This is a genomic window from Pseudoalteromonas sp. SCSIO 43210, from assembly GCF_054133285.1.
Map to the genome: position 1 here is coordinate 1,288,497 of NZ_CP087225.1, position 19,189 is coordinate 1,307,685.

Genomic DNA, 19,189 nt, shown 5'->3' on the forward strand with positions numbered 1-19,189 from the left:
ATATTTGTTTAAGCACATGCATTATTTGGCATGGGAGGCCTGCTGTTTAAATTTTCCTAAAAGGGTTAAGCCATGTTAGATAACAACATAAAAAATCAATTAAAAAGCCATTTCGAATCGCTTACTCAACCTGTTGAGCTGCTTATTGCCTTGGATGACAGCAAAAAATCAGCAGAGGTAGAAAGCTTAGCAAACGATTTAGCCTCACTAAGCGATAAATTTACGGTAATAAACAATCCTGATACAAGCGCGCGTCGCCCATCAATGGTTGTACATTCACCTATTAAAAACACTCATATTACGTTTGCAGGCGTACCTATGGGTCACGAATTCACAAGTTTAGTGTTAGCACTTTTGCATACTGGCGGACACGCAAGTAAAGCTAAAAGCGAAGACATTGAGCAAATACAATCGCTCACTCAAGAGCTAAACTTTGAAGTATACATAAGTCTAAGTTGCCAAACGTGCCCGCAAGTCGTGCAAGCACTTAACACTATGGCTGCGACAAACAGTAATATTAAAGCCACCATGATTGATGGCGCATTATTTCAAGATGAAGTAGAAGAGCGAAATATTTTAGCTGTACCGGCTGTATATTTAAATGGCGAACCATTTAGCCAAGGTGCACTAAGCCTTACTGACATACTCAATAAAGTAGATAGCAAAGGGGCTGCTAAACAAGCCGCAGCGCTAAGCGAAAAAGACGAGTTTGATGTACTTGTAGTTGGTGGCGGGCCTGCGGGTGCATCGGCTGCGATTTACTCAGCGCGAAAAGGGTTAAATACAGGCATTGTTGCCGACAGATTTGGTGGGCAAGTTGCCGATACATTAGCAATAGAGAACTTTATTTCGATTAAGGCGACTGAAGGGCCAAAGTTAGTTGCTCAGCTTGAAGAGCACGTTAAAGAATACGATGTAGATGTAATGCATAATCAGCGTGCAGCGGCACTTGGTTATAACAATGGTTACGAAATTACACTAGAAAATGGCGCAGTACTTAAAGCTAAATCGCTCGTACTTGCCACTGGTGCACGCTGGCGCGAAATGAACGTTCCAGGTGAGCAAGAATATCGCGGCCACGGTGTGGCATATTGCCCACATTGCGACGGCCCTTTGTTTAAAGGCAAACCTGTTGCTGTAATTGGCGGTGGTAATTCAGGTATAGAAGCGGCAATCGATTTAGCCAATATTGTGCAAAGCGTTACGGTACTTGAATTTGCAGACACATTACGAGCTGATGAAGTGCTTATTCGTAAAGCTAAAAGTATGGCTAATATTACTATTATCAAAAGTGCACAAACAACCGAAGTACTTGGTGATGGTAAAAAAGTAACAGGCTTAATGTACACAGATAGAGTGTCTGGAGAGAGTAAAGAGCTTGAACTTGCCGGTATATTTGTACAAATAGGCTTAATACCAAATACCGAGTGGTTAAAAGACAGCGACCTTGAATTAAGTAAATTTGGTGAAATACTGATTGATGCTAAAGGCGCAACTTCATTACCAGGCATTTATGGCGCGGGGGATGCAACCAATACTCCGTTTAAACAAATTATTATTGCAATGGGCAGCGGTGCAACAGCAAGTTTAGGTGCATTTGATTATTTAATTCGTCACAGCGATGAAACCGAGCAAGATCAAAGCGCTGCTTAGTTGTATTAGTTCAGACAAGATCTGACAATTCAACTTGAAAAAGTGAGAGTTACCCGTTTTGATAAAGGTGTCGAATCTTTAAATCAAAACAAACAAAAAGGTAACTCTCATGTTGCATACTAACAATCCAATCATAAAACACAAAGCTGGTTTACTTAACCTTGCCGAAGAACTAGGCAATGTATCAAGAGCCTGTAAAGTCATGGGCGTATCACGAGATACATTTTATCGTTATCAAGAACTCGTTAATGAAGGTGGTATCGATGCATTAATCGAAAAGAACCGCCGTACACCAAATATAAAGAATCGCGTTGACGAAGAAACAGAGCAAGCCGTCATTAACTATGCAGTTGAATATCCTGCTCACGGTCAACATAGAACCAGCAATGAGCTTCGTAAGTTAGGCGTGTTTGTCTCAGGTAGTGGTGTTCGTTCAATCTGGTTGCGTCACGATTTAGAAAACTTCAAAAAACGATTGAAAGCATTGGAAAACAAAGTCGCTAATGAAGGCATTATTTTATCTGACGCCCAAGTTGCTGCGCTAGAAAAGAAAAAACATGACGATGAAGCCTGTGGTGAAATTGAAACAGCGCATCCCGGTTATCTTGGCTCACAAGACACATTTTATGTTGGTAACCTTAAAGGTGTTGGTCGTATCTATCAACAAACCTTTGTGGATACCTACAGTAAAGTCGCCTTTGCGAAGCTCTACACAACGAAAACGCCAATTACAGCGGCTGACATGCTCAATGATAAAGTATTGCCTTATTTCGAAGGTCACAAATTGCCTATGCTTCGAATATTAACTGACCGAGGAACTGAGTATTGTGGGCGAGTTGAGCATCATGATTATCAGCTATATTTGGCAATTAACGACATCGACCATACAAAAACGAAAGCAATGTCCCCGCAAACAAATGGTATCTGTGAGCGTTTCCATAAGACGATTTTAAACGAGTTCTATCAAATCACATTCCGCAAAAAGTTGTACGATTCAATGGAAGAACTACAAAAAGATCTGGACGAATGGATGGATTACTACAACAATGATCGGACTCATCAAGGAAAAGTATGTTGCGGTCGAACACCACTTGAAACATTACTGGATGGAAAAACGGTTTGGGCAGAAAAGAATTTAGCTCAAATCTAAACTAACAGTCACCATTAGAAAAATGGGTAACTGTCAGATCAAGTCTGAGCTAGTACAGCTTAGTTAACCAGAAATCTCTCTTGATATAACAGCGTTCACCCTTAGCTGTTTGTTCACCCAAGCCGCCCTTCTCCAAAGGCGGCTTTTTTAATTTATAAAGTTCTTTAAATACATGTTTCTTAGGCACTACCCTGGTGAACGACTATCTAGATCATCTGATTTTACTATTATTGAATCTTTGGCTTTTAGCCCTGTCTCAACTTTACCTGCTGTTTTTATTAATATATCTTGGCTTTCTTTATCTAGTTTTGTTATTAAATTCGAAAAACCAGGTATGTTTTTTAATTTATCTACCGCATTTCCTAATTTAACACTTTTATCAAGTGCATCCATAATAGGGTGGTCAGTCGTTTTATAATCAGAAATTAGTTTCCCTGGATTTTCTGCATTAACATGAAGGATGTTAAATAATAGCTTTACACGAAGTTCATTGGATAGATCACCGTCTTTCAATTCTTCTATCTGGGTTGATAAGCCTTCAAATGTCTTACTTAAAACTCCTTTGTGTGTGTATTCTTCGATTAACCTTTTGGAAAGGTTTGCTTTTTTGTTGGCTGAATAAGCTATCCATAAAACAGGTAGATATAGTGGTAAAATTGATAATATAATTTTTGGAGTATCTGACAAAACGGCTAATAGATCTTTATTTAGGCCAATCAGTAAATAAAGATCAACAGCAAAAGGAACTAAAGAAATAGCGACAAGGCTACGGATAGCATTTGTAAAAGTGTTTTTATGATTTTCCATTTCGGTTTTTTCCGATAATGTTTTTTCATCATAAGCACTACTTAAACCTGCAGTTAGTGCATCAGGTAATAACTTAATTATCCTATTATAAACTTCATTATGTTGATTATTATGGTTGCTAAGTTGTTCCTTGTGAGAAATGTCATATTTATCTCGTAATTCTTCAATATCTTTTTCTGATTTACTAACAAGTGATTCAAATTGCTCTGTTTTTACTTGTTTATAATCAATTAGTTCTTGATTGAAATCTGAATAGTTCTTTTTTAACTCATTAAATGAGATTTCAAGTTCATCTTTAAGTCCTTCAATATGCTCTATTTCACCAGTATCACTTTCTGTGTCATACCCTAAAATCTCTTGCCTTAATTCTTTTATTTTACTGTGATGAGATGCAATATTTTTGAGAATGCCTTGAGCTTTAGTTTCAATACCTTCTAACTCATCAATACTTTCAAGAGCATTAACTAATTTTGTCGGTAAATCACTGTGCTCATCAACAGTTGTTACAAGTATGTCTACATTAGCTTGTAAAGATGACTTTAATTCTTCAGTTTCAGATTCAATACTTTGAATCTTATGTAATAATTCAATGGATTTATCTTGAGAGTTAGTAACTAACTCCAAGTTCTCTTCAATACTTGTCTTGGAGCTCGATACGGAAGTATGTATCGCTTTAATTGAATCGGCATGTTTTTCAATTTCTTCTTTTATTTTCTTTATATTTGACCTGTACGCGATTGCTGATCTTGATGCTGTTTGAGCATCTTTTTGGCTTTCACTTGGTTGTTTAGCTTTTGCTTCTAGTAAATTTAGTTTTTCATCTAGAGCTATAAATTTCTTATCGAATTCGGTGTTTTTTCGTTCGATCGGAACAAGTCTTTCCCAAATTAAGCCAATTTCTTCTCTATTATTTTTTTCACTACCGAAGATCATACTTCGCTTTCCTTATGATTCAAATTATTCGAGATAAACACTTTAATTATATTAGTTTTTATTCACTCGTAAGTATATAAAGGTCAATAAGTTTAAAAATCTAGCCGCTTAGCAGCCGAGGCAATCGCAATTTCTAATGAGTGCATTTTAAACGGTTTTGAGATAAACATATCCATACCAGCTTGTTTGCATGCTAGCTTATCTTGCGCTGATGTATTAGCTGTTAAGGCAACAATATAAGTTGAGTCATGCCTGCAAATGTCTTTTGAACGCAGTTGTTTTGTTGCCTCAAAGCCATCGAGTATTGGCATAATACAATCCATAAAAATAAGATCGTAGTGTTTTTGCTGACACTTTAATATGGCGTCTTGCCCATCAACTGCAAAGTCGGGTCTCACATTAAACTTATTTAATGATGCATCAAGTACTAATCTATTTATATCGTTATCATCGACAACTAAAACAGAAAGCTTGCAAGCATAAAGATTAACTTGCGATATGTTACTTGAGTGATGTATTTGTTCTTTGCCCGGTTTAATTGGAATACTCAGTAAAAAATGTGTGCCTTTATTTATCTCACTCTCTACTTTTATTGTACCGCCCATATATTCTACAAGTTCTTTAACTATTGCTAAGCCAAGTCCTGTTCCACCTTTGCTGTTTTTGGCGTCGACTTCTTGAGTGAAAGGCGAAAATAATGACTTTAAAAACCCACTTGTCATGCCTCTGCCTGTGTCATGCACTTCAATATTTAAAGTGAATTGATTACTCGCTTTAGTTATTGATGTTTGCAATTTTACCGACCCTTGCTCGGTGAATTTCAAAGCATTACTTAATAGGTTAGAGACTATTTGACTTAATCTTGTATTGTCTGAATAAGCCCAGCAATGGTCGGGTATATTATTGCTAACTTTTAAGTCCACATTAGTATTTGTAAACAATGGGGAGTACAAGGAAGTAAGATCAGTAAAAATTGTTTTAAGTAAGAAATCGGTTGGTTCGAGTTTCAATTCACCATGATTGATTTTAGAAAAATCGAGTACTTCATTGATTATTCTCAGAAGAATATCGGCACTGCGTAATGCAACTTTTATTTTTTCAGACCGTTTTTCTTCGTTTTGTTCATCTATTAATGTGGTTAGCATGCCAGTTATACCGTTGAGCGGTGTTCTTAGTTCATGACTTATTTTTGCAAGTAACATGCTTCTATCGTCAAGTAATCGTTCTGCTTCGGCCTTTTTATTTTTAAGTTCTTCTCTGAGGGTAACTGACTCTGTCACATCTTGAAATGTGCCAAAAAGTCTTACGCAAATACCGTCATCAAACTCAGCTTCGCCAAAAGTTGACACCCAAATATGTTGCTTTTTAGCTGTGATTATCTCCAGTTCTAAATGCCACTTTTCACCTGATTGTACGGCGAGTTCGACTGCTTTTGTTATACTATCTCTGCTTTGACCTTCTTTATAAAACTCAAGCGCAGAGTCTATTTTTGGTTGATAATTTTCGTCAACTTGATGGATGCGTTTAGTTTGTTGACTCCAATAAATATTATTATTAGTTAAGTCTACTTCCCACGTGCCTATATTAGCTACACTTTCTAGTTTCAATAAACTATTACTGTTTTTAGTGAGTTCTTCTCTTGTGATGCTGCGAGCAAATTCAGCCCCTAACCATTGTGCAAATAACTCAATGTAGTCGTAGGCGTCGTCTGAAAATACTGGTGATTCAGTTGCAGAAGAGAAGTTAACAGTACCGTATACATTGTTACCTACTTTTATAGGTGCACCAATGTACGATTCTAACTGAAAATTAATATAGCATGGGTGATCTGCAATTATGCTCTGTGATACTTTATGAAATGCAAGTGCGGAACCTGCCTCAAGTGTGTGTACGCAGTAGGTGCCATCCAGATCAAATTGAGTGCCTATTTTTAATTCGTTATTAGGGGTTATGGCATGTAACACTGAATAACAGTTATTTTCAACACGGCTAATGATTGCTAAATCGAGGTTAAAAACCTCGAGTCCGAACTCTAGAAGCTGGTGGGTTTTATCGTCAAAATTAAGGTCTTGATCCGATACTATATCGTGAAAACGTCTAAGAAAATTCAATAGAAAACATCCCTTAATTTTTTAGAATCTAATTAATATCTTGATATGGAACTAGCTAGTAAAGCAGCTTAACTAAAGATAGCGTTATTCAGCTTTTATTTGTAGTACTTGTTCAATATTTCTTACTGAATTTGAGCACAAAAGATTATTTATAAATCTTTTAATTATCAAATCATTATATTAATAAGTTGAATTGGGTGTGTACTCAGGGTTGATATCGCCGCCTACTTCTTCAGGATCAACATCGTTAATAAGCAATGTTTCGCGTACAGCTTCAATGTGATCAAGCACACTTTGGTAGCGCTCGCCATATTCATACTTTGTCACTTCAATCGCTTTAGGCATGTAAGTAAAGGCTATTTTAAGTGCGTGGAGTGCTTCTTCGTTTATTTTTTCGCTCATAATGTTCTCTTATGTGTAGGTTATAGCTAACCTGAGTTCTGGATAATAAATCTATCTCAAGCAGCTATTTTTAGCGCTAATTGCGTTGAATTTCCTTGCAATAGACCAGCTATTGACGCGTAAATTCGCCTTGTTTTCACCAAAAATTTCTAGCTAGAGAGAAACAGACTTAAATATCGTTATTATTTATAGTGTTTTTAAATCTCTTAACCAGAATTCAGGTTAGTTAATAAAATACCACCAAATACGATTCGGTAAAGACAAAACTAACAAAAGTGAAATTTTCTAGAAACCGTATGAATAGTTTAATAGAAAAATAAGTGACTATAAAAGGCTTTAAAAGGGCTGTTACGCCATCTAATGTTTAAGCAACTCGTAGCCTGAGGGAGTAGCTAATACAGGTAAGCCAAGAGAAAACGAAAAATCAAACTCGGCTTCACTGAAAAGGGGCATTACTGCGTACCTAAATTGCACTGCATAGCATAAAAGCTAATAAGAAAAACCAACCGTGTTTTTAGTATAAAAGCGGCTTAATTTGTTTAATAAATTGCATTAAGTAATAAATACACAATATAATGGCAATTGTTATCATTTGCATGTGCGGTTTTGTATATGTTTAGGCAAATTTAATGAGCGAAGAATGGATAATAAAAAAACGTTTACAGCCACACGGCGAAGACACTTAATTGCGTGTGTATTAGCACTAATTACTGCGGTAATAATAATTCCGGGTATGACAACCTACTTACCGTTTCAAATGAATGAACAAATATTACTGCCTATTTTACTTTTTCCTGTTATTTGGACTGCGTTGTTTATTTATGCGTATTTGGCGCAAAAGGTATGGCAACCTTTTGTTGTGATGATTGTACTGTGTGTATCACATGGTTTATTGAGTTTTTGGGCGTTAACACAGGGGCAGGGATGAAGTCGATCACTTTAAAAAAGCTATTTTTATTACATAGCTGGGTAGGAATTATTACTGCGGTACTGCTGTTTATTGTTGCATTTAGTGGGGCATTAGCAGTGCTGTCGCGACCTGAGTTAAAAATATGGGCAAATCCAGAGCTACAATCTAGCCAACACGTTGCCAGCGCGCAAATTAATCGACTAGTAAACGAATACCATAAACAAGTACCTAGTGAATTTGGCGAAAACATTCATGTGTTTTTGCCAAGTGGACATAACTTTCATTTATTAACGTTGGTATTTGAATCTCACCATGGTGATGAAAATTACGACCAAGAGGTGGCCAGAGTATTTCAATTTCATCCCAATACATTGGCGCTGGAAAATACTTACTATGGGCCTAGTAAAGAATTTTACGCTAATAAAAAAACGGATGCGCCAACTTATATAGGCGAGTTTCATGCAGACTTGCATTTAGGGCGACCAATTGGGTTAATACTCACTGGGTTTTTAGGCCTAACGCTTTTAGTAAGTGCGGTTACAGGCTTGTTTATTCATCGTAAATTGATAAAAGAGCTTTTTACGTTTAGACGAAATAAAGGGTTAGATATTGCAGTCAGTGATGCTCACAAAGTTATAGGTATTTGGGGCAGCGTATTTAATATTGTGATTGGTTTTACAGGATCATTTTTAGGGCTCGCGACCATTATTTTACTACCAGCAGCTGCGTTTGTGAGCTTTGGTGGCGATCAAGATAAGTTAATAGAAACGTTTACCGCCATTCCTGAGCCGGTAGTTAGCCATATTAAGCAACCTACAAAAATAGACACTATTTTAGAGCATGCTCATAGCCGTTACCCTGAAGCAGTAATTAGGGATGTCACAATAATGGCGCATAACGATGCGAATGCGCAGGTGTATTTGCGTTTGTTAGGTGGCGAGGCTGTTGCTTCTCAGTTACTGCATTATCGTGGTAATGGTGAGTTTGTGCAGTCGATGAGTAGTTTTGGTGATATTTCGGGTGTATCAATACAAGTAATTGAGTTGATGTTTCCGCTGCACTTTGGGAACTTTGCAGGGGTGTTTGTAAAATTACTTTGGGTATTGCTTGGCTTAAGTACCGCGCTTTTACCTATTTCAGGGATGATGATGTGGCTGGCAAAGCGTACACGTGGCAGTAGCCCGTCGCTGAGTATGCAGGCATATGCACGATGGAATCGTTTTATTATTGGCAGTTGTGGAGGTTTGGTATTAGCAAGCTTTGTGTTATTTCCTTTACAAGTTGTACTTAATTATACCGTTATTGGTGTGGCGCAAAATAGCTTTTTTGGACCCGTGTTTTTTTATACGTGGTTGGCATGGTTACTCTTAAGTGTATTGCCTGTAGGTTATAAAAACTATTTTAAGCTGACTCTTTTGCTATGCGGCGCTTCGCTTGCGTTGGTGCTGCCGCTCAATATTATATTTGGCGTGAGCAATGTTATTAACCTTAATAGTACGTTTGTTGCGGTAGTAGATATAAGCTTTATGGTGGTGGGTATCGCGTGTATTTTTGCTGCCTTAAAAATAAAAAACACACAAAAATTACAAGCCGAGGTACAACCCGCATGAACGAGCTACTAATTACAATTGCAATGGTGAGTTTGCTACTAATGATGCTCAACATACGAAAAAATACACTAACAATAGTGACTAAAACATTTTTAAGTACGCTGTTATTTGGTTTAGCGCTGATATGTTTTATGAGTATTTACGGTATTTTAGGCGGTGCAATATGCACCGTTGTCGGGGCCATGTTAGCTGGTTTACTAACTGCAGTTATTGCGGGTAAAGCACCGCAATTATTAGGTTAAAAAATGCAGTTATTCAGCTAAAAAGGCCTTAGCAGCATCAATCCCCATGTTGTAACCACTATTAAGTATTTCAAACTTTTTAGTGGTACGCCCAACTTTAAAGTTAGCAGGTGGTGCAATAATATTGATTTTGCAGTCATTTGGTGGATTCATAATAAAATCGATAGACTTATTATAAAAATCAGATCTACCTAACGTAGTTTGAATTAATGCGGGGTAGTCTTTATACATTTTTTTAGTAAGCCAAGGTGCTTTACTTGGTTTTTTACGATAGCCCAAACATTGAGACAAAATAACGGTGATTTCACGTGCGCCCATTTCGTAAGCTTTTATTACCGGAATTGAATCAGCAACCCCGCCGTCGGTCATCGCTATGCCATTAATAATAGGGTAGTCACGATATGCGATGGGTATAGCGCACGATGCTTTTAATTGATGTACCATATCGGTGCTGGTGGCTTTTAAATAGTGCGCTTTGCCCGATTCGATTGCCGTAGATACAATATAAAACTCGTGTGGAGTTTGATCAAATACTTCCGTATGGAGGCGTATTTCGCGAATTGTTTCTTGCCAGAGCCAGTCTAAATCAAATAAATGACCACCTTTAATAAAACGCGCTAAATTGATAAATTCAGGTCGGCACGAGTAGTCGGTAATCACTTTATAATTTCGCATTGGTTGCTTACATAAAAATGCGGCTATATTCGTTGCGCCAGCTGATACACCAAAATAGCGTTCAAACGGTTGGTATTGTTGTTTTAAAAACTCATCAAGTACACCTGCGGCAAATATACCACGCATTGCACCGCCTTCAACGACGAGTGTATTTTTATTATTGTTGTTCATGGTCAATCCTTTTATGAAATTTGATGTTATCAACTCAGTCTAAAAATTACTAATGGTGTTGATAAATTAAAGCCTGGTACACATCGCGAAATTCACTGTTTTCTGGTAAGGTTTAATATTACAAGGCTTTGTTAATAATAAAGAATAATTACTTATGTTTGATCCTAGCGTAACCATTTTTGAAAGCACACAGTATCAGCTTGCAGAAAGTCCACTTTGGCATCCTGTGCTGAATACTTTTTTTTGGGTCGACATAAATAAAAAATTACTTTTAAGCAAAAACATACACAGTGAAAGCCAACTAAAAACAGTTAATATGCCCGATACGCTCAGTGCAATCGCTTGGATTGATGAGCAGCACTTGCTGCTCTGTACAAGTACTGGCTTATATAAATATCATATTAATTCAACTACTCGACATCTTATTCTTAATATTGAAAATACACAGCTAAATAGGCGTTCAAACGACGGCCGTGCTGATCCATGGGGTGGCTTTTGGTTAAGTACAATGGATGTAAATGCTAAAAAAGGGGATGGTAAAATATACCGTTATTATAAACGCCAGCTTAAAGCCGTTGTAAATGGCTTGAGTATCCCAAATGGGTTGTGCTTTGATAAGCCACGTTTACGCGGTTATTACTGCGACTCTTTAACGAGCTGTATTTATGTATTAGATTTGGATGAGCAAACTGGCGAACCTTGCGCTGAGCCACGTGTTTTTTATCAATTTAATAATATGGATGTTGACCCCGATGGCTGCGTAACCGACAAATTAGGCAATTTGTGGCTAGCTGTGTGGGGAATGGGGTGTGTTATGTGTTTATCCCCAGACGGTGCGTTAATTAAAACGATAAAGCTTTGTGCAATAAAACCGACATGCGCTGCATTCGGTGGTAAAAATGCTGAGTTGTTACTTGTGACATCGGCGTTTGATGAGGCGGTTAATAATACTGTTAGTGAGCAAGGCGCTGTATTTCAAATCTCAGGCATAAAAAACGGGCAGTTTGAGCCGCCCGTTTTACTGTAATTTATTATACACAGTGCTTGTTTTAAAGTGATGATTAGCTTTTAGGCTTAACCCACATAACACCCACTTCTTTTTTGGTTACTAAGACTTCAGTACCGGCGCTAATTGGTTGCTCACTTTTGAGTTTCCAGCTAATACCTGAGTATTGATGTGTAGTTAAACCTTGTTCTGTTACATCGCTAGCAAGTACAAAAGTAAGTTCAGCAAAATCACTATTTACCTGTTTTTTATCTACGCGATTTTGCATTTGTTTTAATGGTTTCCAAAGTACAACCGCCAAGCCTGCGGTTACAACTGCGTTACTCCAAAGGGCTATGGTTAATGAGTCAGGTAAAATACCAAAACTCATTAATAATCCGGTAAGGAATAACGATAATCCAAAAAACAATAAAATAAATGTAGAAAGGCCAAGTACTGCTACTTCTATTATTAAAGCAACAATACCAAGTACCATAAGTGTTTGCGGTAAATTTTGCGTAATAAAATCCATACAAACCTCTTTATTTAGTTATTAACCCTGATGCTTTTTATTTAAGCTATTAATGATTGCCATACCTTGGGCAACCATTGAACTTGCATCTGTCGCGTTGTCTGGCAGTAATACAATTGATGACTCACGAGCAATGGCTTCTTTAGCAGCGATTGCTTTAGTTGCTAAGTCTAACTGAATTGCTTTTTGGCCTTGCTCTGTATCTGCGGCTTCACCTATTTTAATAAGTGCATTTGCTTGTGCTTCTGCAACCGTAGTAATAGCTGTTGCTTCACCTTCAGCGCGTAAAATTTGCTCGGCTTTGTCGGCTTCAGCAGCAAGTACTTGTGCTTGTTTTTTACCTTCAGCAACGTTGATATTTGCTTGGCGATCACCTTCTGACTCTAAAATTTGAGCTCGTTTAACACGCTCAGCTTTCATTTGTGCTTCCATCGCTTCCATAATAGAGTTAGGCGGCACAATATCTTTAATTTCGTAGCGAAGTACTTGAATACCCCAAGGCTCAGATGCCTGATTTATAGCTGCAACAATGTTTGTATTAAGTAAATCACGCTCTTCAAATGTTTTATCAAGCTCCATTTTACCTAATTCTGAACGCATGGTTGTTTGCGAAAGTTGTACAACCGCAAACGTATAGTCGTCAACGCCATACGTTGCTTTGTAAGGGTCTAGCACTCTAAAGTACAGTACGCCATCAACGATAAGTGAGATGTTATCTTTAGTGATAGCTGACTGCGATGGTACATCTTGAGCTTGTTCTTTTAAGCTACGATCAGCCGATATTCTATCAATAAATGGAATAATAAAGTTAAGGCCAGCTTCTTTAGTTGATTGGTACTTACCAAAACGTTCGATTAACCAAGCGCGATTTTGTGGTACAAATTTAACGCTACTTTTTAAAAGCACGATAACAAAAACAAGTAAAAAAGCCTCAACAGTAAAAACCATATCGAGAATTTGTGTGACTGGATCCATTTAAACATTCCTTATAATAATTAAACGCTGAGCAGTTGTATTGTTTATAATTTCAGCGTGTGTAGATTATCACTACTAAGGCGTTTTAACCACAAAAATAGGCACTAGAGAAGGGGGGTGATATAGCATTTTTTGAAAGTGCTGGCATTTTAATTTTATTAATTTTTACTGCACGAAACGGAAAGTTTACTTTCACAAAAATATTCTATTTTCAGTTTTATATTGGATGTAACTCAATAGGTGTATATTAATTTACTTAAATATAGGGCTATTTAACAATGAGAAAACCACCCCATAACGAGACAAAATTTTTATATCTATTTACTTAACTTTTTAGTGCGTTTAAGTGCGTAAAGTATTACAATTGATACTGTATATCATTACTCCTTCCAGTTGAGCCTTTTAATGGCTTACTTGCATTTTAAGTATAGGTAATTCAAGCACTTCATGACAGAGATCACTACACACCAAGCTTCACGCCGTAGGCTACTGATTGCCCTGGCTATCACGTGCTCATTTATGGTTATTCAAGTCATCGGGGCTTATTATTCAAATTCACTTGCGGTACTTGCTGATGCGGGTCATTTATTTGTCCATAATAGCTCACTTTTTATTGCTTTAATTGCGTCTAGCTTAGCGATTCATTTTGCTAAAACCTATAATGATGGACATCAACGGGCTGAGTTATTAGGTGGACTTGTAAATGGTGTTTTGTATTTAGCTATTAGCTTAATTATTTTGTATGAAGGCGGTGAACGGTTCATGCATCATAGTGAGGGGCATGAGCTTGCTATTAATAGTTATTTAATGTCGGTAATTGCGGGGATCGGGTTTTTGTTTCATGGTGCCGCTGCTTGGGTTTTATATAAAGGACGCAAAGCAAGTATTAATATCTATGCCGTATTCCTACACTCATTTTTTGATTTAATTTCTACTGTATCGACTTTTGTTGCTGGTGTGCTTATTTATTTTACTGGCTGGGATGTAATTGACATTCTATCTAGCATGTTGATTGCGTCGTTTGTTTTATTTACTGGTATTAAAGTAATTATTAGTTGTATTAAAGGTTTACGTTTAAATAAAACGCAGTTACCAAAAGCAATTGATATTGAAAACGAAATAACGCGTATGGAGCACGTGCATGATGTGCATAATGTCACTGTTACTCGTAAGTACAGAGGGATCGTAGTTGGTGCCCATGTTGTACTTAAACAGCACTGCACTATTGAAAAACACGACGAAGCGTGTCGCTTAAAAGTAGAGCAAGTGCTGTCAGACAAATTCAATGTTAAAAGTAGTGTGTTGCAAATAGAGAGCCATGCTGAGCATACGCATGTTCATTAATTTATGAACATGCTGGGCGTGATTTTATTTGCATACGAATTAGTAACATTAAATCAACCCCAAAATTTCTTCAAAACAACTATTTTTTCGTAACTCTTTGGCGCTCATTGGCTTTGCAAAGTAATACCCTTGTAGTACATGGCAACCTATATTTGCTAAAAATATCATTTGCTCTTGTGTTTCAACACCTTCGGCAATGCAATAAAGCTCTAAGTTTTCAGCTAACGAATATATCGTTTTAATAATAGATTCGTCGTCTTTATCAAAGCCAATACTATTAACAAAACTTTGATCAATCTTAATTACATCTATAGGGAACTGACTTAAGTACGTTAATGACGAGTAACCCGTGCCGAAGTCATCAAGCAGTAATTTGAAACCAGCTGCTTTTAAGTTTTGTAATTGTTTAGCTGCTTTAAACTTGTCTTCAAGTAAGATACTTTCTGTAATTTCAAGTCTGATCTGCCTTGGTGATATTTGTGATTTTGCTAATATATAGAGTAGCCGATCAGTTATATTCGCTTTTAAAATATGTTTAGGTGATAAATTCAAAGAAATATAAAACAATGGGTTATTGCTCAGAATTGGAGCAAGCTCAATAAATGCTCGTTTCATTGCTTGCTCTGTAAGTTTTTCTATTAATCCTGTTTCTTCTGCGATAGGGATAAATACAGCAGGTGACACTAATTGACCTTTATTATCCCAGCGCATCAGTAGCTCTACGCCATTAATAGTTTTTGTTTTTATATCAACTATAGGTTGGTAATGATTAAAAAACCGATTGTCTTTTACGGCATCTTTTAAATCATTTTCAAGAATAAGCTTTTGTTTTATTTCTTCATTCATTTCTTCACTAAAAAATTTAAATCCATTTCTGCCAGCTTGCTTTGCATGCATCATCGCAACATCAGCATTTCGGATCAGTAGATCTGCATTTATAGCATCGAATGGATAAAGGGCAACACCAATACTGGCAGATATATTGATAGAGAAATCCTCAATAATGACTTTGCTTGCCAATTCGCGGCTAATTTTTTTTACTGTCTCAGTAAGCGACTTTAGTGAATCTACATGCTTTATCAGTACTAAAAATTCATCACCACTTTGGCGGCCAAGTGTTGCTTTGTTACTCAGTATATTTGTTACGCGTTCTGTAATATTACAAAGTAGCTTATCGCCTACGGCATGCCCAAATGAGTCATTAACGGGTTTAAATTTATCAAGGTCGATAAATAGTAGTGCACATTGCTTATTACTTTTGTCTGCATGATTAATCGCTTTTTCTATTTTTTGATGCATTAAACTACGGTTTGGTAAGCGTGTTAGGGGATCAAAGTTTGCTAGATAGCGAAGCTCGTTTTCTGCGTTTTTCTGTTCGGTTAAATCAGAAATAACGACAACGTAGTAGCTTACGTCATTGGTGTCTTTTGCTACTGCTGTAACGCTTATATGTATAGGATGTTCATTGTTTATTGCTGTGTTGATATAGGCATCTGTACGCCAATTTTGTGTTGGCTTTAACGCCTTTAATATTGCTGAATATTCTTTACACTTGGCTTTACCTATCGCTTTAATGAAAAGTTTAGGGTTTAATTCGGCAATAGATTTTTTGTTTGAAAATGTATTAATAAAGCTATTATTGGCTGAAAAAGGCATAAGTTGATCATCAAGGATCAATAGCCAATCGGTTATTTGACTAAAAACCTGACCAAGAATAGCCGCTTGTTGTTCATTGGCTCGCTGCTCTGTAATGTTTGTATAAATACCTGAAATATACAAAGGCTCAGAGGATTGTGGTTTATACACAATTTGGCCAAGGTCTTGATACCATAACCAATGACCTGTTTTATGGCGTAATCTATATGTAGCTTGCCAATTATTTTGCAAGCTTAGCGTATCGTTTTGCTGAGCATATGAAAGTAATTGCCCCTCAATTTGTCGGCGATCATCTGGATGTATCAAGGCTAAAAAATCATCTAGTTGAATACGTTTAGGTAAGTCTAAATAACCTAGCTCTTTTCCGCGTTGTGTGTTTACAGAGTTATCCTTAAAGTAATAGTTCCATACACCGCTTTTATTATTTTTAAGCGCAAGCTCAGTTTGCTTTTGCGAATCGATCGTCGCTCTGTGAGCTTTTCCAATCACAATTTGGCGACTGCGATACTGCCAAAAAAGTAAAGACAAAATGATGATAATACCGAATAAGTAGGCAGTATAGGCAATAGGTGATTGCCAAGGGGCATACGCTACATTAAAGTTGAATGTTTTTGGTATGCTTATATTAACTCCATCTCTGGTGTATGCCGATACAGTGAGAGAGTAATCGCCGGGTTGTAATTTAGTAAAAAAGACTTTATTTACTTTTAAATCATCATAGGTAAGCAAGGTTGGTCCTGATAAAGTGACTTTATAACGTACTTTGTCTTTGTTTTGATAATCAAAGATAGAAAAGCTAATCATCAGGCCCATATCTTTATGGCTAAGCATTAATGGCTTGTTAGTGTATTCATTTGGATAATAACTTAGGCTTTTTGAAAATAGGTCTATATCAGTAATTTCAAGGCTACTCTTTGAACTGGTAGTGATAAAATCAGATGGATCAAATACCTGTAGTCCAGAGTTACTGCCAAATGCGAGCTGATTATCTTGCAGTCTAACGGCTGAAATTGGCTCAAATTCATTTGTACTTAAACCATCTTCTATTGTGTAAGTATTAGTATTAAGCGTATCTAAATTGAGTTGATATAAACCATTATTACTACTAACCCATAAAAATCCGTTGTGATCATCTGCAAGCAACGAATAGATAGAATCAGTTCTCAGTGTGTTTTTTAAGCCTATATAATGTTTTCTTTGATACGTACTTGGGTTTACACCAATTAGCCCTTCCTGAGTAGTAGCTAGCCACAAAGTATCACGAGCTTCATCAAGGTAAATATTTTCTACTGTATGAAAAACATTATCTTTAGTGCTGTTCGATTGAAAAATAGTGGTGAGCTTTTGCGTTTTCTCATTATAGCGATATAGTCTTTTTGCAGTGCTCAATAGCAGCTCTTTAGGATGCGATTTCAATGGTTGGTGAAATGTATAAGCCTTTAGAGGGTTTACTTTGTCTTTCAATCCATTGATTACTCTGCTTTCTCCTGTTTTTCCACTATAGATATAAAAGTTTTCACTAGACATATAGGTAAAAACATCGGAGCTGAAAGGGGAAAACCCATATAAATTCTCACCATTCACGCCACTTTTTTTCTGGTTTCTTTTTTCGATAATTTTGCCGGTGCTTTTGTCAAATAGATCCAGTCCATTAAACCGCACTAACCAGAGGTACTTATCATCAAGCTGAGAAGGAAAAATGTCGTATACGGAATATTCACCATAAACCGCTTTAGAGTCAGTTGATTGCAAATATGTTTTACTGTCTTTTGTTGTTAAGTTGTAGCGAGTTAGACCATCGTTGGTGCCTAACCAAAGAATGTGATTTTTATCTTGATAAATTTTATTTATGGTATTGTTTTTAGGTAAGGTAATTTGCTTAAATCTACGAGTCTGAGTTGCCCATGTAAGTACGCCTTGTGTTCGAGACGCGAGCCAAAGTACACCTGATCTATCAAGCATTAAATTGTTTATTGTATTTTCGGTGATGTTAAATTTGCTTTTATCAAAGCTTAAAATGAATTCTAATTGGGTTGTGTCTCTGTGATATTGAAACAAACCACTTTCAGTTGCAATAAACTCACCATATACAGTGTTCGCATAATCCCAAATATTATAATCAGCAATAAGAGTGGTAATCTGGGTAGGATCAATCTGTTTAGTGGTGTTAAATGCAATGCGATACATTCCTTCCACAGTGCCAATTAACAGCCCTAAGTCATCATCAATTGTTAAAAACTTGATGTCATTGTTGTCGACTGTTGTTTTTTTAGGTTGGTGAATTGTCAGCGGCGCCAGACTTTGTGTTTTTAAATTATACGTAAAAAGTCCATTATCTGTACCTACATAGAGTATATTGTCGTAAATTTTAAGAGCTCTGATGTAATAATTTTTATTTTTTAGAGCTATTTTTAAATCTAATTTTTTTTCAGCATTATTAAAGCTAAATATTTTTTCGTTTATCGCAAAATAAAATGTATTTTCTAATTGTGTGATACTAGATATAGGAGAGAAATCTGTTTGTTTTTTATCTAGTTGACCCGAATAAATTTTTTCTGTTTTTAGGGTCAGCGGGTTAATCATGTATGCGCCAGATACATCGGTAGAAACAATTATTTGACCGTCTTGGGTTTTAAACAGTTTATTAATGTAGTCTTGGTCTAGGTCGAAACCTCCATCAAAGGTTTTTATTTGATAACCATCATATCTGTTTAGTCCTTGTGCCGTGGCAATCCAGATGTAACCAATATCATCTTGAATCGATTGCAGTGCATAACTTTGTGATAAGCCTTCATCAGTTGAGATGCGTTGTAGCTGTTGAGCATAATTTTGCGAAGCTGATACACTTCCTATGCAAAGAAAACAAACAGTGATGGTGAGGAAAAAAAACTTACTCCAATACACTTATAAACTCGCCCCATAATAAGTAGGATAGTATTGTAATATAGCATAAATTTAAATTTTGACTCGTATGAAAGATACATGAGTCAAACATTTTTTGGTGATTGAATTAAGTTAACTTTTAAATACTGG

Annotated in this window: 14 protein-coding genes; 7 read left to right on the forward strand and 7 right to left on the reverse strand. The window is 36.6% G+C overall.

Features of this window, described 5'->3' with window-relative positions; translation table 11 throughout:
- The first annotated feature begins 72 nt into the window (after nt 1–72).
- Both ahpF and LOS73_RS05765 read left to right on the forward strand, forming a co-directional pair.
- Nucleotides 73–1,653: an alkyl hydroperoxide reductase subunit F gene (gene ahpF, locus LOS73_RS05760; RefSeq protein WP_457934656.1), complete on the forward strand. Its 1,581-nt coding sequence runs from the start codon at nt 73–75 to the stop codon at nt 1,651–1,653.
- A gap of 109 nt (nt 1,654–1,762) precedes the next feature.
- The gene (locus LOS73_RS05765) at nt 1,763–2,803 is read left to right on the forward strand and encodes an IS481 family transposase (protein WP_033032172.1); all 1,041 of its coding nucleotides are present in this window, start codon (nt 1,763–1,765) and stop codon (nt 2,801–2,803) included.
- 186 nt (nt 2,804–2,989) lie between these two features.
- On the opposite strand, the gene LOS73_RS05770 is transcribed toward LOS73_RS05765, so the two are convergent.
- From LOS73_RS05770 to LOS73_RS05780, 3 genes are all read right to left on the reverse strand, one after another.
- Nucleotides 2,990–4,543, reverse strand: a complete 1,554-nt coding sequence (locus LOS73_RS05770; protein ID WP_457934657.1) for a hypothetical protein — start codon at nt 4,541–4,543, stop codon at nt 2,990–2,992.
- 92 nt (nt 4,544–4,635) lie between these two features.
- A complete protein-coding gene (locus LOS73_RS05775; protein ID WP_457934658.1) occupies nt 4,636–6,654 on the reverse strand; it encodes a hybrid sensor histidine kinase/response regulator in 2,019 nt (672 codons plus the stop codon).
- A gap of 180 nt (nt 6,655–6,834) precedes the next feature.
- A complete protein-coding gene (locus LOS73_RS05780) occupies nt 6,835–7,056 on the reverse strand; it encodes a hypothetical protein (protein ID WP_007375621.1) in 222 nt (73 codons plus the stop codon).
- Between the two features lie 640 nt (nt 7,057–7,696).
- Here LOS73_RS05780 and LOS73_RS05785 point away from each other — a divergent pair.
- The 3 genes from LOS73_RS05785 to LOS73_RS05795 are packed head-to-tail and all read left to right on the forward strand — an operon-like array spanning nt 7,697 to nt 9,818.
- Complete coding sequence (locus LOS73_RS05785; protein ID WP_007375620.1) at nt 7,697–7,984, forward strand: hypothetical protein; 288 nt, start codon at nt 7,697–7,699, stop codon at nt 7,982–7,984.
- Nucleotides 7,981–9,576: a PepSY-associated TM helix domain-containing protein gene (locus tag LOS73_RS05790; RefSeq protein WP_205986676.1), complete on the forward strand. Its 1,596-nt coding sequence runs from the start codon at nt 7,981–7,983 to the stop codon at nt 9,574–9,576. Before LOS73_RS05785 ends, LOS73_RS05790 begins: the two co-directional genes overlap by 4 nt.
- Nucleotides 9,573–9,818: a hypothetical protein gene (locus LOS73_RS05795; protein ID WP_008134420.1), complete on the forward strand. Its 246-nt coding sequence runs from the start codon at nt 9,573–9,575 to the stop codon at nt 9,816–9,818. Before LOS73_RS05790 ends, LOS73_RS05795 begins: the two co-directional genes overlap by 4 nt.
- Nucleotides 9,819–9,827: 9 nt before the next feature.
- Here LOS73_RS05795 and LOS73_RS05800 read toward each other — a convergent pair whose 3' ends face one another.
- A complete protein-coding gene (locus LOS73_RS05800; RefSeq protein WP_007375617.1) occupies nt 9,828–10,664 on the reverse strand; it encodes a patatin-like phospholipase family protein in 837 nt (278 codons plus the stop codon).
- Nucleotides 10,665–10,818: 154 nt separating this feature from the next.
- Here LOS73_RS05800 and LOS73_RS05805 point away from each other — a divergent pair, with 154 nt between their 5' ends.
- Nucleotides 10,819–11,691, forward strand: a complete 873-nt coding sequence (locus tag LOS73_RS05805; protein WP_007375616.1) for an SMP-30/gluconolactonase/LRE family protein — start codon at nt 10,819–10,821, stop codon at nt 11,689–11,691.
- A gap of 34 nt (nt 11,692–11,725) precedes the next feature.
- On the opposite strand, the gene LOS73_RS05810 is transcribed toward LOS73_RS05805, so the two are convergent.
- Both LOS73_RS05810 and LOS73_RS05815 read right to left on the reverse strand, forming a co-directional pair.
- Nucleotides 11,726–12,181, reverse strand: a complete 456-nt coding sequence (locus LOS73_RS05810; protein WP_008134418.1) for an NfeD family protein — start codon at nt 12,179–12,181, stop codon at nt 11,726–11,728.
- Between the two features lie 21 nt (nt 12,182–12,202).
- The gene (locus tag LOS73_RS05815; protein ID WP_007375614.1) at nt 12,203–13,156 is read right to left on the reverse strand and encodes an SPFH domain-containing protein; all 954 of its coding nucleotides are present in this window, start codon (nt 13,154–13,156) and stop codon (nt 12,203–12,205) included.
- A gap of 447 nt (nt 13,157–13,603) precedes the next feature.
- Here LOS73_RS05815 and LOS73_RS05820 point away from each other — a divergent pair, with 447 nt between their 5' ends.
- On the forward strand, nt 13,604–14,500 hold the full coding sequence (locus LOS73_RS05820) for a cation diffusion facilitator family transporter (RefSeq protein WP_033015172.1): 897 nt from the start codon (nt 13,604–13,606) through the stop codon (nt 14,498–14,500).
- 48 nt (nt 14,501–14,548) lie between these two features.
- Here LOS73_RS05820 and LOS73_RS05825 read toward each other — a convergent pair whose 3' ends face one another.
- A complete protein-coding gene (locus LOS73_RS05825) occupies nt 14,549–19,060 on the reverse strand; it encodes an EAL domain-containing protein (protein WP_457934659.1) in 4,512 nt (1,503 codons plus the stop codon).
- Nucleotides 19,061–19,189: the final 129 nt, after the last annotated feature.

Bases quoted from the DNA above. Each gene is read 5' to 3' on its own strand.
- LOS73_RS05800 (WP_007375617.1), bottom strand. From the start codon at position 10,664: ATGAACAACAATAATAAAAATACACTCGTCGTTGAAGGCGGTGCAATG.
- LOS73_RS05820 (WP_033015172.1), top strand. From the start codon at position 13,604: ATGACAGAGATCACTACACACCAAGCTTCACGCCGTAGGCTACTGATT.
- ahpF (WP_457934656.1), top strand. From the start codon at position 73: ATGTTAGATAACAACATAAAAAATCAATTAAAAAGCCATTTCGAATCG.
- LOS73_RS05785 (WP_007375620.1), top strand. From the start codon at position 7,697: ATGGATAATAAAAAAACGTTTACAGCCACACGGCGAAGACACTTAATT.
- LOS73_RS05765 (WP_033032172.1), top strand. From the start codon at position 1,763: ATGTTGCATACTAACAATCCAATCATAAAACACAAAGCTGGTTTACTT.
- LOS73_RS05815 (WP_007375614.1), bottom strand. From the start codon at position 13,156: ATGGATCCAGTCACACAAATTCTCGATATGGTTTTTACTGTTGAGGCT.
- LOS73_RS05795 (WP_008134420.1), top strand. From the start codon at position 9,573: ATGAACGAGCTACTAATTACAATTGCAATGGTGAGTTTGCTACTAATG.
- LOS73_RS05780 (WP_007375621.1), bottom strand. From the start codon at position 7,056: ATGAGCGAAAAAATAAACGAAGAAGCACTCCACGCACTTAAAATAGCC.
- LOS73_RS05770 (WP_457934657.1), bottom strand. From the start codon at position 4,543: ATGATCTTCGGTAGTGAAAAAAATAATAGAGAAGAAATTGGCTTAATT.
- LOS73_RS05790 (WP_205986676.1), top strand. From the start codon at position 7,981: ATGAAGTCGATCACTTTAAAAAAGCTATTTTTATTACATAGCTGGGTA.
- LOS73_RS05810 (WP_008134418.1), bottom strand. From the start codon at position 12,181: ATGGATTTTATTACGCAAAATTTACCGCAAACACTTATGGTACTTGGT.
- LOS73_RS05805 (WP_007375616.1), top strand. From the start codon at position 10,819: ATGTTTGATCCTAGCGTAACCATTTTTGAAAGCACACAGTATCAGCTT.